At 69.5% G+C, this 13,912-nt stretch carries 15 protein-coding genes and 2 pseudogenes; 5 read left to right on the top strand and 12 right to left on the bottom strand.

Translation table 11 applies throughout. The features are described from left to right. Positions 1-33 precede the first annotated feature (33 nt). The 4 genes from KHP12_RS43630 to KHP12_RS43620 all read right to left on the bottom strand — a co-directional run bounded on the left by KHP12_RS43630 (position 34) and on the right by KHP12_RS43620 (position 2,145). Positions 34-819, bottom strand: coding sequence for an electron transfer flavoprotein subunit beta/FixA family protein (locus KHP12_RS43630; protein WP_210609008.1), 786 nt, complete (start codon positions 817-819; stop codon positions 34-36). Between the two features lie 264 nt (positions 820-1,083). Beyond that, complete coding sequence (locus KHP12_RS43625) at positions 1,084-1,590, bottom strand: flavin reductase family protein (RefSeq protein ID WP_086885488.1); 507 nt, start codon at positions 1,588-1,590, stop codon at positions 1,084-1,086. Positions 1,591-1,646: 56 nt separating this feature from the next. Continuing rightward, complete coding sequence (locus KHP12_RS53655; protein ID WP_317259516.1) at positions 1,647-1,727, bottom strand: putative leader peptide; 81 nt, start codon at positions 1,725-1,727, stop codon at positions 1,647-1,649. A gap of 58 nt (positions 1,728-1,785) precedes the next feature. Continuing rightward, on the bottom strand, positions 1,786-2,145 hold the full coding sequence (locus tag KHP12_RS43620; RefSeq protein ID WP_086885489.1) for a TlpA family protein disulfide reductase: 360 nt from the start codon (positions 2,143-2,145) through the stop codon (positions 1,786-1,788). A gap of 183 nt (positions 2,146-2,328) precedes the next feature. On the opposite strand from KHP12_RS43620, the gene KHP12_RS43615 reads away from it, so the two are divergent. Next, entirely contained in the window at positions 2,329-3,060 is a 732-nt protein-coding gene (locus KHP12_RS43615; protein WP_037963862.1) for a lysophospholipid acyltransferase family protein, read from the top strand. Positions 3,061-3,120: 60 nt separating this feature from the next. Here the strand turns inward: KHP12_RS43615 and KHP12_RS43610 are convergent, their stop codons facing one another. The 3 genes from KHP12_RS43610 to KHP12_RS43600 are packed head-to-tail and all read right to left on the bottom strand — an operon-like array spanning position 3,121 to position 6,409. Then, complete coding sequence (locus KHP12_RS43610) at positions 3,121-4,182, bottom strand: threonine aldolase family protein (RefSeq protein ID WP_198549150.1); 1,062 nt, start codon at positions 4,180-4,182, stop codon at positions 3,121-3,123. Then, the gene (locus tag KHP12_RS43605; protein ID WP_086885487.1) at positions 4,179-4,961 is read right to left on the bottom strand and encodes an SDR family NAD(P)-dependent oxidoreductase; all 783 of its coding nucleotides are present in this window, start codon (positions 4,959-4,961) and stop codon (positions 4,179-4,181) included. The genes KHP12_RS43610 and KHP12_RS43605 overlap by 4 nt, the downstream gene beginning before the upstream one ends. Before the next feature lie 50 nt (positions 4,962-5,011). Next, the gene (locus KHP12_RS43600; RefSeq protein WP_086885486.1) at positions 5,012-6,409 is read right to left on the bottom strand and encodes a DUF6421 family protein; all 1,398 of its coding nucleotides are present in this window, start codon (positions 6,407-6,409) and stop codon (positions 5,012-5,014) included. A 308-nt stretch (positions 6,410-6,717) separates the two neighbouring features. On the opposite strand from KHP12_RS43600, the gene KHP12_RS43595 reads away from it, so the two are divergent. Next, positions 6,718-7,401, top strand: coding sequence for a glycerophosphodiester phosphodiesterase (locus tag KHP12_RS43595; protein WP_086885485.1), 684 nt, complete (start codon positions 6,718-6,720; stop codon positions 7,399-7,401). 112 nt (positions 7,402-7,513) lie between these two features. On the opposite strand, the gene KHP12_RS43590 is transcribed toward KHP12_RS43595, so the two are convergent. Next, complete coding sequence (locus KHP12_RS43590; RefSeq protein WP_086885484.1) at positions 7,514-8,071, bottom strand: GNAT family N-acetyltransferase; 558 nt, start codon at positions 8,069-8,071, stop codon at positions 7,514-7,516. A 187-nt stretch (positions 8,072-8,258) separates the two neighbouring features. Between KHP12_RS43590 and KHP12_RS43585 the strand changes: the two genes are divergently transcribed. Further along, positions 8,259-8,651, top strand: a complete 393-nt coding sequence (locus tag KHP12_RS43585; RefSeq protein WP_086885483.1) for a VOC family protein — start codon at positions 8,259-8,261, stop codon at positions 8,649-8,651. 335 nt (positions 8,652-8,986) lie between these two features. Here KHP12_RS43585 and KHP12_RS43580 read toward each other — a convergent pair whose 3' ends face one another. The 3 genes from KHP12_RS43580 to KHP12_RS43570 form a co-directional block, all read right to left on the bottom strand. Next, positions 8,987-9,463, bottom strand: a complete 477-nt coding sequence (locus KHP12_RS43580) for a glycine-rich domain-containing protein (protein ID WP_086885482.1) — start codon at positions 9,461-9,463, stop codon at positions 8,987-8,989. A 355-nt stretch (positions 9,464-9,818) separates the two neighbouring features. After that, positions 9,819-10,106: a hypothetical protein gene (locus KHP12_RS43575; RefSeq protein ID WP_086885481.1), complete on the bottom strand. Its 288-nt coding sequence runs from the start codon at positions 10,104-10,106 to the stop codon at positions 9,819-9,821. Further along, positions 10,103-10,561, bottom strand: a complete 459-nt coding sequence (locus KHP12_RS43570; RefSeq protein ID WP_086885480.1) for a recombinase family protein — start codon at positions 10,559-10,561, stop codon at positions 10,103-10,105. Before KHP12_RS43570 ends, KHP12_RS43575 begins: the two co-directional genes overlap by 4 nt. 223 nt (positions 10,562-10,784) lie before the next feature. Between KHP12_RS43570 and KHP12_RS43565 the strand changes: the two are divergent. Together KHP12_RS43565 and KHP12_RS43560 are read left to right on the top strand one after the other, a co-directional pair. Further along, positions 10,785-11,885, top strand: a pseudogene (locus KHP12_RS43565) (hypothetical protein); the annotation flags it as partial. Between the two features lie 421 nt (positions 11,886-12,306). Beyond that, a pseudogene (locus tag KHP12_RS43560) lies at positions 12,307-12,938 on the top strand (IS5 family transposase); the annotation flags it as partial. A gap of 74 nt (positions 12,939-13,012) precedes the next feature. On the opposite strand, the gene KHP12_RS43555 reads toward KHP12_RS43560, so the two are convergent. Next, complete coding sequence (locus tag KHP12_RS43555) at positions 13,013-13,759, bottom strand: phosphotransferase family protein (RefSeq protein ID WP_086885478.1); 747 nt, start codon at positions 13,757-13,759, stop codon at positions 13,013-13,015. Positions 13,760-13,912: the final 153 nt, after the last annotated feature.

Genomic DNA, 13,912 nt, shown 5'->3' with positions numbered 1-13,912 from the left:
GGCTCAGATGAACTTCTGACCCGCCAGGCAGCGTCAGATGAATTTGCGCTCCGCGAGAAAGGCGGCGAGCTGCTTACCGCCCTCGCCCTCGTCCTTGACGATCGTGCCCGCGGTGCGGGCCGGACGCTCGGTGGCGCCCTCCACGGCCGTCCAGGCACCCTCCAGCCCCACGTCCTCGGCCTCGATGTCGAGGTCGGACAGATCCCAGGAGGCCACCGGCTTCTTCTTCGCCGCCATGATGCCCTTGAACGACGGGTAGCGGGCCTCACCGGACTGGTCGGTCACCGACACCACCGCCGGAAGCCGCGCCTGAAGCTGCTCGGTCGCGGTGTCCCCGTCACGGCGCCCCGTCACCGTGCCGTCCTCGACCGACACCTCCGACAGCAGCGACACCTGCGGCACACCCAGGCGCTCCGCCAGCATCGCCGCAAGCACGCCCATCGTGCCGTCCGTGGAAGCCATCCCGCAGACCACCAGGTCGTAGCCGGTCTTCTCGATGGCCCTGGCCAGCACCAGCGAGGTGCCCAGCGCGTCGGTCCCGTGCAGATCCTCGTCCTCGACGTGCACGGCCTTGTCCGCCCCCATCGACAGCGCCTTGCGCAGCGCGTCCTTGGCGTCCTCCGGGCCGACGGTCAGCACGGTGATCTCGGCGTCATCGGCCTCGTCGGCGATCTGGAGGGCCTGCTCGACCGCGTACTCGTCCAGCTCCGAGAGCAGGCCGTCCACGTCGTCGCGATCGACGGTCAGGTCTTCGGCGAAGTGCCGGTCGCCGGTGGCGTCGGGCACGTACTTAACACAGACAACGATCCTCAAGCTCACGCCGGCTCTCCTACTGCATCGTCTCTACCGAGCTGCCTTGTTGCTGGCAGCATAGGCGCCTTCGGGGGCGGGACCCGGGCGGTACCGCGGGCGGTTTCCTGCCGGGGCGGCCCATGCACCGCAGCAAAATATTACTCGTCAGTACACCCAGCTCATTCCCCATGCGCAACCCGCTTGAACTGTGACCTTGCCAACGGCCGTGATCAACGCGAGGCGTACATGCCAACCGAGGGGGCGCGGGCCGGCCGCGGAGCGCGTGGCAGGTCAGTCGCGGAGCGCGTTGAAGCGCCCCTGGTGGTACAGCAGCGGACGGCCGGCCCCGGCCGCCGTACCCGTGGTGACCTCGCCGATCAGCACCCGGTGGTCCCCGGCGGGTATCCGGGCCACCACCCGGCACACCAGCCACGCCAGCACCCCGTCGAGCACCGGTACGCCCTCCGGTCCCGAGCGCCAGCCGGTGGCCGGTCCGAAGCGGTCGGCACCGCTGCGCGCGAAGGTCCCGGCCAGCTCCCGCTGGTGCTCGCCCAGAATGTGGACACCGACGTACTCGGCCTCGGAGAGCACCGGCCAGCTCGAGGAGCCGGTGCCCACGCCGAAGGAGAGCAGCGGCGGCTCGGCGGCCACGGAGGCGAGGGAGGTGGCGGTGAAGCCGACCGGGCGGGTGCCCTGGGCGGTGATCACGGCGACGCCGGAGGCGTGCCGGCGGAAGACGGAGCGGAAGAGGTCGGACGTCGTCAGCGGGGACGTGCCGAGGTCGTGCGTTGCCGTCATGGAGTTGTCCTTCTGCCGGAGGTGCGGGCGGGGGCTGCGCTTGTCCTCTCGTTCGCTCACCCGCCCGGACACCGTGCGCCGGCGGTCCGCATCAGGTCCACGTGCACACGTCCGTAAAGAAGGGGTCCAGGCCGCATGCCGTTCACCCTGACCACGCGGGGTGCGGACCGTCAAGTGGGGCCGGGGCGCGGAGGCTCACACGGCATCACCCAGAGCGGCGATGACATCGGCCCGGCGCGGCGGCCCGGAGGCCCGTCGTACGACCCGCCCGGCCGCGTCGAGCACCAGCACGGTGGGGGTGCGGGCGATGTCCAGCGCCCGGACGAGCTCCAGCCTCGACTCGGCGTCGATCTCGATGTGTGCCACCCCGTCCACCATCGCGGCCACCTCGGACAGCGTCCGCCGGGTGGCCCGGCAGGGCTGGCAGAAGGCGCTGGAGAACTGGATCAGCGTCGCCCGCTCCCCCAGCTCCGCGCCGAGCTCGGCGGCGCCCAGCCGCCGGCTTCCGTCGCCGTCTCGCACCTGTCTCCTCCCGTTCGGGCCTCCCTGGTGCAGCGTCCTGGGCGGCCCGGGGATTCCCCGGCGGCTCCCCGACGTGATGAGGATCTCTCGGCCGGGCCGTGCCGTGCGGTAGCACAAAGAGACGACATCGGGCACCATCTGCCAGAAGCCGGATACCTACGGCCGCGTAACTTCCGCTGGGAGAGCCCTCCCCAGGCATACGACGAAGGGTCCTCGATGGCAGAGCTCGTCTACCCGCCGGTGATCGGCATCGCCCGCACCATGTTCAAGGCGCTCGATCTGCGCTTCGACATCAAGGGCACCGAGAATGTCCCGCAGACGGGTGGCGCGGTTCTGGTGAGCAACCACATCGGCTATCTCGACTTCGTCTTCTGCGGGCTGACCGCCCGTCCGGCCAAGCGGCTGGTGCGGTTCATGGCCAAGGAGTCGGTCTTCCGGCACAAGGTCTCCGGGCCGCTGATGCGCGCGATGAAGCACATTCCGGTGGACCGCGCGGCGGGCATGGACGCGTACAAGCACGCCCTGCGCGCGCTGCGCTCCGGCGAGATCATCGGCGTCTTCCCGGAGGCGACGATCTCGCGGTCCTTCACGCTCAAGAACTTCAAGTCGGGCGCGGCCCGGCTGGCGCAGGAGGCGGGCGTCCCGCTGCTGCCGATGGCGCTGTGGGGCACCCAGCGGCTGTGGACCAAGGGCCAGAAGCGGGCCCTGGGCCGCCATCACTACCCGATCACGATGCGGGTCGGCGAGCCGATGGAGGCCGACCCGACCGAGCCCTCGGACACCCTGACCGAGCGGCTGCGCGGCCGGGTGCAGGAACTGCTGGAGGCGGCGCAGCGGGCCTATCCGGTGCGGCCCAAGGGCCCGGAGGACACCTGGTGGGTCCCGGCCCACCTGGGCGGCACCGCGCCCACCCCGGCCGAGGCGCTGGCCCTGGACCGGGGCCGCTAGGACGGACTGCCGCGGGGCGGGCCGTGGGGCCCGCCCCGTGCGCTCGTTCCCGGAAACGGCCTACCGGCCCATCTCCTCCTTGAGGGCCGTGATGAAGCCGTCCACGTCCTCCTCCGTGGTGTCGAAGGAGCACATCCAGCGCACGTCGCCCGCGGCCTCGTCCCAGAAGTAGAAGCGGTAGCGCTTCTGGAGGCGTTCGCTCACCTCGTGCGGGAGCCGGGCGAAGACCGCGTTGGCCTGAACCGGGTGGAGGATCTCCACCCCGTCCACCGCGCGCACGCCATCCGCCAGCCGCTGCGCCATGGTGTTGGCGTGGCGGGCGTTGCGCAGCCACAGGTCGCGGGCGAGCAGGGCCTCCAGCTGGACGGAGATGAACCGCATCTTGGACGCCAGCTGCATGGACAGCTTGCGCAGATGCTTCATGGCGCCCACCGCGTCCGGGTCGAGGACGACGACGGCCTCGCCGAAGAGCATCCCGTTCTTGGTGCCGCCGAACGACAGGATGTCGACACCCGCCGCGTTGGTGAACGCGCGCATCGGCACGTCCAGCGACGCGGCCGCGTTGGCTATCCGGGCGCCGTCGAGGTGGACCTTCATCCCGCGCTCGTGCGCATGGTCACAGATGGCGCGGATCTCGTCCACCGTGTAGACGGTGCCGAGCTCGGTGTTCTGGGCGATCGAGACCACCTGCGGCATCGCCCGGTGCTCATCGTCCCAGCCCCACGCCTGGCGGTCGATGAGCTCGGGGGTGAGCTTGCCGTCCTCGGTGGGGACGGTGAGCAGCTTCAGCCCGCCGACGCGCTCGGGCGCCCCGCACTCGTCCACGTTGATATGGGCGGACTCGGCGCAGATCACCGCACCCCAGCGGTCGGTGAGGGCCTGGAGGGCGACGACGTTGGATCCGGTGCCGTTGAAGACCGGGAACGCCTGGGCGTGCGGGCCGAAGTGGCTGCGCATGACGAACTGGAGATGCGCGGTGTAGTCGTCCTCGCCGTAGGAGACCTGATGGCCTCCGTCGGCGAGGGCGAGCGCGGCGAGGATCTCCGGGTGGGTGCCGGCGTAGTTGTCGCTGGCGAAGCCGCGTACCTCGGGGTCGTGGTGGCGGCGGGCGTCGGTCCTCACGGCTTGGGGGTCAGCCACTGGCGGGTTCCGTTCACTTCCTGGGCGGGCCGGTCCCAGAGTCCGGTGATGGCCTCGGCCAGCTCCTTGACGTCCGTGAAGCCCGCGAACTTCGCGTTGGGGCGCTCCGCCCGCATGGCGTCGTGCACCAGCGCCTTGACCACCAGGATGGCAGCGGCCGCCGACGGACCGCCCTCGCCCCCCAGCTTGCGGAAGGAGTCGGCGAGCGCGAGCGTCCAGGCCTCGGCGGCGGCCTTGGCCGCGGCATACGCGGCGTTGCCCGCGGTGGGCTTGGAGGCGCCCGCCGCGCTGATCAGCACATAGCGGCCCTTGCCGCTGCGCAGCAGGGCGTCGTGGAAGGCGAGGGAGGTGTGCTGGGCGGTACGGATCAGCAGATTGTGCAGGGTGTCCCAGTCGGCGAGCGGGGCGTCGGCGAAGGTCTTGCTGCCGCGCCAGCCGCCGACCAGGTGGATCAGCCCGTCGACCCGGCCGAACTCCTTCTCGGTGCGGTCGGCCCAGGCGCGGGCGGCGCCGAGGTCGAGCAGGTCGACCGTCTCACCGGTGACGCTGGCGCCGCCGTGGGCGTAGCGCGCCGCGTCCACGACCTCGGCCAGCCGGACCGGGTCGGCGTCGGAGGCGACGACGGTGGCACCCGCCTCGGCGAGGCGGAGCACCGCGGCCCGGCCCGCGGGGCCGGCCGCGCCGGCCACCGCCACCACCGCACCGTCCAGCGGCCGCTCGCCCGGCTCGTTCGGGCTGGGGCTCGATGTCGGTGTGGTCATGCTCGCCGCCTCCTCTTCCTGCCCCGCCTGGGGGCTCGCCGCCGCGGTGCTCATGCCGCCGCCGACAGGTCACTGTCGGCCGTGATGCCCTTGGTGGAGGCGACCACGTCACGCAGCTTCTTCCCGAGCGCCTCGTAGAACATGCTCAGCGGAAACTCGTCGGGGAGCACGTCGTCGACGAGCTTGCGCGGCGGCTGGCTCAGGTCCAGGGCTTCGGGGCCCTTGGCCCAGACCGAGCCGGGGTGCGGGGCGAGATAGGTCGACACCAGCTCGTACGCCTTGAACCAGTGGACGAGCTTGGGGCGGTCGATACCGTCCCGGTAGAGCTTCTCGATCTCGCCGCACAGCTGGTTGGTGACCTGCGAGGCGCGGGACCAGTCGATGTGCAGGGTGTTGTCCGTCCAGCGTACGACGTCGTGCTGGTGGAGGTAGGCGAAGAGCAACTGGCCGCCGAGCCCGTCGTAGTTGCGGACCCGCGCACCGGTGACCGGGAACCGGAACATCCGGTCGAAGATCACGGCGTACTGGACGTCACGGCCCTGGGCGACGCCCTCGGCGTCCAGCTTCACGGCCTCCTTGAAGGCGGTGAGGTCGCAGCGCAGCTCCTCCAGTCCGTACATCCAGAACGGCTGCCGCTGCTTGATCATGAAGGGGTCGAACGGCAGGTCGCCATGGCTGTGGGTGCGGTCGTGGACCATGTCCCACAGGGCGAACGCCTCCTGGCAGCGGCGCTGGTCGGCGAGCATGTCCCGGATGTCGTCGGGGAGTTCGATCCCCAGGGCCCGGACGGCCGCCTCGCTGACCCGGCGGAACCGGGCCGCCTCGCGGTCGCAGAAGATGCCGCCCCAGCTGAACCGCTCGGGGGCCTCGCGGACGGCGATGGTCTCCGGGAAGAGCACCGCGGAGTTGGTGTCGTAGCCGGAGGTGAAGTCCTCGAAGGCCAGTCCGCAGTAGAGCGGGTTGTCATAGCGGGTGCGCTCCAGCTCGGCCAGCCACTCCGGCCAGACCATGCGCAGCACCACGGCCTCCAGATTGCGGTCCGGGTTGCCGTTCTGCGTGTACATGGGGAAGACCACGAGGTGCTGGAGGCCGTCGGCACGCGTGCGGGCGGGCTGGAAGGCGAGCAGCGAGTCGAGGAAGTCGGGGACCCCGAATCCCTCCTCGGCCCAGCGGCGCAGATCCGCGACGACCGCCCGGTGGTAGTCGGCGTCGTGCGGAAGCAGCGGGGCGAGCTCCTCGATGGCCGCGATCACCCGGTCGATGGTCGCCGCGGCGGTCTCCCGAGTGGGTGCGCCCTCGGCCTCGAAGTCGATGGAACCGTCCTTGGACTGCCACGGGCGAAACGTTTCGACAGCGTCCTTGAGGGCCGGCCAGGCCGGACGATCGACCACACGCTCTGCGGACAGAACGGCACCTTCACCTATCGCAGACGAAAGGATTTCCGTCATGACCACTCCTTCACCGAAGAAACTCGCGTATGACCACCGTATCTATGGACGCTCCCTCGCTCAAGCGACGGTACGGGAAATCATCCTGCGCCACAGCAGCACCACCGCAGTTTTTCCTGCCCCCATCGGCTCGACTCATGCCACGGCCCCGCTTGAACGGTCCTGTCATGAGCGGCCGGTAGGGTGTGCGCCGGTCCGGGCGGCCCGTCCGCCGCGTGCCGATGAATCAGCCACCCCACTGCCTCCCCCGACCCGACGCAGACGACCCGACGAAGGCCGTCGAGGGCCGTCAGAAGAGCGAGACAGCGTTGACTTTTCTCACCATCGGACACCGCGGAGTGATGGGTGTCGAGCCGGAGAACACCCTGCGGTCCTTCGTCCGCGCCGAGCACGAGGGCATGGACGTCATCGAACTGGATCTGCACCTCAGCAAGGACGGCGCGCTCGTGGTGATGCACGACGCGGACGTCGGCCGCACCACCGACGGCAAGGGCCCGATCAGCGACTTCACCCTCGCGGAGCTGCGGGCGCTGGACGCCGGGCAGGGTGAGCGGATCCCGGTCTTCGAGGAGGTCGTGGACGCCGTGGAGGCGCCGCTCCAGGCCGAGATCAAGGACACGGCGGCCGCCCGGGCGCTGGCCGAGGTGCTGACCCGGCGCGATCTGCTGGACCGGGTGGACATCCTGTCCTTCCACGACGAGGCGCTCGCGGAGATCCGCACCCTGCTCCCGACCGCCCGCACCGCCCTCGTGGCCAGCCGCTACGGCCTCGATGTGATCGACCGGGCGCATGCCGTCGGCGCCGGGATGCTGGTGCTCAACATCCGCAGGCTGACCCTGGAGCTGGTGGAGAAGGCACACGCCGACGACCTCAAGGTCATCGGCTGGACCGTGAACACCCCCGACCAGCTGAAGCTGGTCCGTGGCCTCCGCCTGGACGGCGCCACGACCGACTTCCCGGAGATCCGGCGGGCGGCGCGCTTCACGGCGTGACGCGTTCGCGGGCGGCATTCCCCCGTACGGCGTTCACCCATACGGCGTTCACCCGTACGGCGTGAGCGGGGCTCTGAGGGTCCTCGGAGGCGTTCAGAGCCCCTCGGGGGGCTCAGTCGAGGGGCTTGATCAGCAGCTCGAACTCGAGGTCGGCGCGGCGCGGCACACCGAAGCGCTCTTCGCCGTACGGGAACGGAGTCATCCGGCCGGTACGGGTGTAGCCGCGCCGCTCGTACCAGGCGATCAACTCCTCGCGGGCGGAGATCACCGTCATATGCATCTCCTTGGCGCCCCACTCCGCCCGTGCGAACCGCTCGGCCTCGGCGATGATCACCTTGCCCAGCCCCCCGCCCTGGAGCGCGGGCCGGACCGCGAACATGCCGAAGTAGGCGTGGTCACCGCGGTGCTCGAGCTGGCAGCAGGCGATCAGCTCACCGTTCCGCTCGACGATCATCATCCGGCCGTTCTCGGCCCCCACCACGTCCGCGACATCCTCCGGATCGGTGCGCTGCCCGTCCAGGATGTCCGCTTCCGTGGTCCATCCGGCGCGGCTGGCGTCCCCGCGGTAGGCCGACTCGATCAGTGCCACGAGCCCCTCCACATCGGCCTCGGTGGCCGTGCGGAAGGTGAGGGGGTCGGTGGCTCGTACGGTGGTGTCCGCGGTGTCCATGGCGTCGGCAGGGTTCCCTTCGGTGACGGCGGGGCAGCCGGGGTGGCCACCGGTGGCCGGTGTGGCAGCCGGTGGCCGGTGTGGCAGCCGGTGGCCGGTGTGGCAACTGGTGGCCGGTGTGGCGGCCGGTGGCGGCAAATAGACCTTAACCTGCCCCGAAGGGGTCAGGTTGCGTAGGGTCGCGGGCATGGTTCACGTACTGAGCAGCCGCGTCCTGCTGCGGCCGACGGACCCCGAGCGCTCCCGGGCGTTCTACGGCGAGGCCCTGGGCCTGGCGGTCTACCGGGAGTTCGGGACGGGCCCCGAGCGCGGCACGGTCTACTTCCTCGGCGGGGGCTTCCTGGAGGTCTCCGGCCGCTCGGACACCCCGCCCGCCCCGGGCCTCCAGCTGTGGCTCCAGGTGGCGGACGCGGCGGCGGCGCACAAGGAGCTCACCGCGCAGGGGGTCGAGGTGCTGCGGCCGCCGAAGAAGGAGCCGTGGGGGCTGGTGGAGATGTGGATCGCGGATCCGGACGGCGTGCGGATCGCCGTCGTGGAGGTACCCGAGGACCATCCGATTCGATACCGACCGGGGATCTGACAGCAGCCAGACACGAAGAAGCCCCGCCCGGCGCCACGGGTTGAGCACACGGACGGGACCGCTGGTGGGACTGATGACCTACGGAACGACGCCTTTACCGCCACACCTGTTGCACGTGACGGCGTAGGCGATCCCGCCGACTGCAATAACCGTCGCCGTCATCCGCGGTCCTCGCCGACGCGTACACCCGCAGGCGTTCGCAGGCCGAGGCTGGGGGCCACGAAGCTGCTCAACGACAGCCACGAGCCCTCTCCGGTCGGGGTTCACCCACTGTATCGACATAGCCACCTCCCGTGATGATGGTATGCGCCGTCGCTCCGCCGGTCAGTCAGTTGTCAGTTCGGGCCGCTCGGACCGTCGCCCTCGCCGCTGCCCGTGCAGCTCCCCTCCGGGCCGCCGGGACCGTGCTGGCAGTGCGCCGCGACCGGGATGGAGGTGTCACCCGGTGCGAGCCACAGCGCGTCATCCACGGTGTAACCCATCGCGACGATCTGGGCTTGAGTCTTCGTCAGTGCCTCGGGGTCTCGGTTCACCGGGTCCGGGCGCTCCGGGACGTGGTGGATGAACTTGCCGACCTTGTCGCACAGCCGTCGGTAGACGCGGGTGTGGAGGATGAGCGCGTGCCACCCCTCGTCGACGACCCTGGACGGGGTGAGCGGTTCGGGAGCGGTTGCGACGGCCGCGACGTATTTCACCGCCTCATCGACGATGCGCCCGGCCAGTCCCGGCGCCATGTCGGGGTTGTTGACCATCACCGTGTCGATGACGGCCGCGCGGTCCTCGTCGGACAGCAGAGCTGTACCGTTGCTCATGTGCGTGCCTCTTTTCTGTGAGTGGTGCGCTGTCCTCGTCCCGGTCGTCAGCCTCCAAGCACTCGACCGGGGCGGGGTGTCTACGTCCGGCCCCCGCCCCTCATCCCGTCGCACGTCACCGGGACTCGGAGCGGGACCACGGCCCGGGAGGAGCCGACCAAAGCACTCCCGGACCGCTTCCTGCCCGCCTGACTTTCCAGCGCCCGACAGGCAGGGGTCTTGATGCGGGGGCCTTGAGAACGTCCCTTCCACGTCTCAAGAGCCCCCGCCGGCGGCGTGGGCATGACGCGCGAGGAGCGTCCGCCGCCGACCCTCGGCCCCTCCGCAGCCGGTGAGGGTGGGGACGAGGAAGCCATCAAGCGGGGTGGCTGGCAGCTTCCTGGAACTGCACCAGCCGTCGCTGTCGGTCTTCCGCGACCATAATCAGGTCCGAGAGAGCAAGCTGAAGCAGCTTGATCGCAGCCTGCGCGTCTTCGAGCGACGTCGACGGGTCAGCCAGGTACCGCGACGATGCCCTGATGGCTGCGCGCCCCCGGTCCTCAAACGTCACAGCGGCTTTTTCGCAAGGCGTCATGGTCGCAACTCGCGTGATCGCCTCTCGCCGCGACATGCGGTCGTCGTCTCTGCTGGAGTACCAGGTCACGACGCCGTCCCCTCGTGACGAACTAGCGTCGCCCCCGGCCGGACCTGAACCCCGCCGGCACGGATCCGACGCAGGACCGCGTCCTGGGAACTAGGCGGAGGCGGAGGGGCCGCAGCGTCTTCGACGGCTACGCAGGTTCCGCCGATGTCGGTGACGAGCTGCCGCAGATGAGCACGAACGACCGGGAGATACGCGACGCGGTTCCAGGTCGCCACCAGACACACGATGCGGCGTCCCTGACCTTCCTGCTTCATTGCCGCGATCATGCCTTGCCAGAACGGCCGACGTTCACCCACGGCGGCATCCCCGCGATCGACCCATTGACCTGCAACGTCCCATTTCATCTCGGCCGCGTAGGCTCGACAGAGGCTGATGCGGGCGAGCAATCGATCCGTCTGACTGGTCCCTTCGCGGTCGTAGATGAATACGAGGGTGTTTGACTCGTCGGTGGTCATTGCGGCTCCCCGGTCACTGACTTCCCCTGTGTGACCAGATAACTACGGGTGACTTCTGATCAGTTAACACAAAACTTGCACAACGGAGCGTCAGAACCCTTGGCAGGGAGGGACGAACGGACTTTCCCGTGCAACAGTGGGGCCATGCACAGCGCACCGTCAGCGGGCGAGAACATCGCGGTATTGCGTAAGGTCCGTGGGCTGAGCCAGACGGCTCGCCCGTCAAATGGGGATCACGCTCTCGTATCTGAGCAAGATCGAGACTGGACTTCGCCCGGCTACTCCGCCGAACGTGGCAGCAGCGGCGAGCGCCTTGAAGGTCACGACGGCCCGCATCTACGGCGATCCATTCGCTGATCCGTCGAAGCAGCACGAGCTGATGGACGCCCTCCGAACCGTCGTACGTCGTCACACGCTGCCGCGTGAGGACGTTCCGCCTCCTGGCGAACTGGCAGCGTCCCTCCAGCGGGCCGCCCAGCTCCGTGCCGATACCGACTATCTGAAGCTGCTCCAGCTCCTCCCCAAGCTTCTCGGTCAGGTCACCGCAACGGCAATGGAGAGCGACGGTGACGCAGTGGCGTGGGGGCAGGTGGCCGACGTCTATAGCTGTGCCTACGCCTGCGCTCACCGTTTCCGTCAGCCGGACCTGGCGGACATGATCGTGTCACGTCAGCAGTGGGCAGCTCAGCAGACATGGAATCCCGAGGCCGTGGCTGCTGCGGCGTGGAACGAGGCGGGGACGTACCAGTCAGCCGGCGAGTACTCCGACGGGCTGGCCATCATCGAGCGCGCCATCGTCCAGTACGAGCGGACGCCGGGCGACGACCTGGAACGCGTCGTCCATCTGGGATCGCTCCATCTCCGCGGCATCGTCCTGGCCAGCCGTCACGAGGACGCCAACGCCACCGCGGACCACGTCAGGCGGGCAAAGGCGATGGCGGAGAGAATCAGCGGGCCCGACGTTCTTCAGCACAACCTGACGTTTGGCCAAGGCAACACCGCACTGTACGAGCTGGCTGCGCAGATCGAGCTGAACCACCCCGACAAGGCGGCCGAAGTAGCGGCCCCGCTGCTCAAGAACCCTCCCGCAGGGCTCAAGCCGTCACGGGTCGGTCGGCTGGCCATCGACGCTGCGCGTGCTCGCCTGGCAACGAAAGATCTCGTCGGGGCCGAGGACGCGCTGAAGTACGCCTTCCACGTCGCTCCGCAGATGGCGGAGATCCACCCCATGGCACGGGAAGTGCTCCGCGTCCTCTGGACCCTCCACCAGCGCAGCCGACCGGATCTGCCGGCGATGGCCAAGCGGTCCGGACTGGCATCCTGAGAACGCAAAAAGCCCCCGCCGGATGATCCCGACGGAGGCTGCTGTGTTGCGGTCATTTCGTCTGACGGTCGCCAACGAGCCGGTGCTGGCACGTGCACCCGTCGCCAACGCACCGGGCGCGGTCCTCGGGGCGGCGCTCGTCGACCCGCCCTGGCGCAGGGCCGGCAGATCATTCGTCCTCCTCCGGCACCTCGTCGACGGCGCTTCGATGGGTCCTTCGGGGCGGGTCATCGTCCGGCCATCAGCGCTCCACCCTTCAGGCGTCAAAGGAAAATGATCAAGGACCAAGGTGTGCCAGCGTTGCGAAAGATCTTTCCGAGATCGGTCCCTGCTGCCCCCCGACGGCGCCCTTACGACTCCTGACAAAATGAGGCTTCTGGGGATCCGGGAATGACGTCGTGTCAGTTCTAGTTGATGCTTCGGCTCGGGGATGACCTGCTGGCGACGGCTGCGGGACTGGAACGAGGTCGGGGTCTGGCAGCGCCTGCACGAGCTGCTGCTCTCCGAGCTACGGGCCGCAGACCTGCTGGACTTCTCCCGCGCTGCGGTCGACTCCAGCCACATCCGCGCGATGAAGAGCGGGCCGACCACCGGTCCGTCCCCGGTGGACCGGGGCAAGGCCGGCAGCAAGCACCACCTGATCGTCGAGGCGCACGGCATCCCACCTACCGCGATCACCACCGGCGGCAACTGCAACGAGGTCACCCAACTGATCCCATTGATCCAGGCCATCCCGCCGGTCCGCGGCAAGCGCGGCCAACCACTGTGCCGCCCCAAGCACCTGTACGCGACCGTGGCGATGACCACGAGGTGTACCGGGACAAGGCCCGCCGGTTCCAGATCACCCCGCACATCGCCCGGCGCGGCACCATGCACGGCTCCGGCCTGGGCGTCTACCGCTGGGTCGTGGAAGGAGCGATCGCGTTGCTGCACTGGTTCCGCCGCCTGCGCATCCGCTGGGAGATCCGCGACGACATCCATCATGCGTTCGTCACCTTCGGCTGCGCCGTCATCTGCTGGCGACGACTCCGCCCCGCACTTTGTCGGGCGTAAGGGCAGGCAACGCGCCTACGAGATGGCCTGCTGACGCGTCAGAACGCGTTCGCAGCAGTCGGGCCCGCGCAGCCTCACATCCGGGATCTCAGCACCTCGACTTCACAGCCCGGCGCGAACGGGTCAAAGCCATGCTCGACCAGCCAGCGAACCCCCAGCAGGCTTCGCAATGACCACCACGCGCGGATCACGTCGGGGTCAACGTCGGTGCCATAGCCGGCAACGACGTCGCCGAGGTGCTCCTCGTGTCCGAGCGTCAACGTGGCGAGGTCGAACAGGGCATCACCCCGGCCCGCCTCGGACCAGTCGATGATGCCCGTGATCTCGTCGCTGTCGACGAACACGTGAGTGATCTGCAGGTCGCCGTGCGTGAATACCGGAGTCCAGGGCCGGAGCGCGGCCTCGGCGACCTGGCGGTTGCGGGTGACCAGGTCGGCGGGCAGGACGCCGTTCGTCACGAGCCACTCGCACTCGCCGTCGAGATCCGCGGCCAACTCGTCGAGGCCCTGGCCCGCCCGGCCGGGCCAGGGCGGCAACGGCGCGTCGTGCAACTTCCGGATGGCGGCACCCGCCGCAGCCCACGCCGCCGGGGACGCGGTCGACGGCTCGCCGAGGCGGCCGAGCGCCGTCCCCGGGACCGCCTCGATCGCGAGCACGGGCGGCTTGCGCCACAGGACCTTCGGAGTCGGGACCGGCGCCAGGGCCATCGCCTCGACCTCGACGTCGATGCGCGCCTGATCTGCGTCCACCTTCAGGAACACGCCGCCGACGCGCAGGGTCGCGCGCTCGGAATGGGCAACGACGACTTTGACCTCATTCATGGGCGACCAGTATCCCGGGAGTGATCGTCGGCGTCGCCGGGTTTATCGCGTGCGATGGCGCGGCTGACCGCGTTCCGCTATCCGGCTGCCTCGTGCGTGACGCCAACCGCTGGCCAGGTCAAGTCCACCACTTTTGTTAGGAGCCCTTAGCGA

The organism is Streptomyces asiaticus (assembly GCF_018138715.1).
Lineage (GTDB): Bacteria > Actinomycetota > Actinomycetes > Streptomycetales > Streptomycetaceae > Streptomyces > Streptomyces asiaticus.
This window is presented reverse-complemented; position numbering and strand designations above follow the sequence as displayed.

Bases quoted from the DNA above. Each gene is read 5' to 3' on its own strand.
- KHP12_RS43590 (WP_086885484.1), bottom strand. From the start codon at position 8,071: ATGGACACCGCGGACACCACCGTACGAGCCACCGACCCCCTCACCTTC.
- KHP12_RS43615 (WP_037963862.1), top strand. From the start codon at position 2,329: ATGGCAGAGCTCGTCTACCCGCCGGTGATCGGCATCGCCCGCACCATG.
- KHP12_RS43570 (WP_086885480.1), bottom strand. From the start codon at position 10,561: ATGACCACCGACGAGTCAAACACCCTCGTATTCATCTACGACCGCGAA.
- KHP12_RS43600 (WP_086885486.1), bottom strand. From the start codon at position 6,409: ATGACGGAAATCCTTTCGTCTGCGATAGGTGAAGGTGCCGTTCTGTCC.
- KHP12_RS53655 (WP_317259516.1), bottom strand. From the start codon at position 1,727: ATGCGGCCTGGACCCCTTCTTTACGGACGTGTGCACGTGGACCTGATG.
- KHP12_RS43625 (WP_086885488.1), bottom strand. From the start codon at position 1,590: ATGACGGCAACGCACGACCTCGGCACGTCCCCGCTGACGACGTCCGAC.
- KHP12_RS43555 (WP_086885478.1), bottom strand. From the start codon at position 13,759: ATGAATGAGGTCAAAGTCGTCGTTGCCCATTCCGAGCGCGCGACCCTG.
- KHP12_RS43580 (WP_086885482.1), bottom strand. From the start codon at position 9,463: ATGAGCAACGGTACAGCTCTGCTGTCCGACGAGGACCGCGCGGCCGTC.
- KHP12_RS43585 (WP_086885483.1), top strand. From the start codon at position 8,259: ATGGTTCACGTACTGAGCAGCCGCGTCCTGCTGCGGCCGACGGACCCC.
- KHP12_RS43605 (WP_086885487.1), bottom strand. From the start codon at position 4,961: ATGACCACACCGACATCGAGCCCCAGCCCGAACGAGCCGGGCGAGCGG.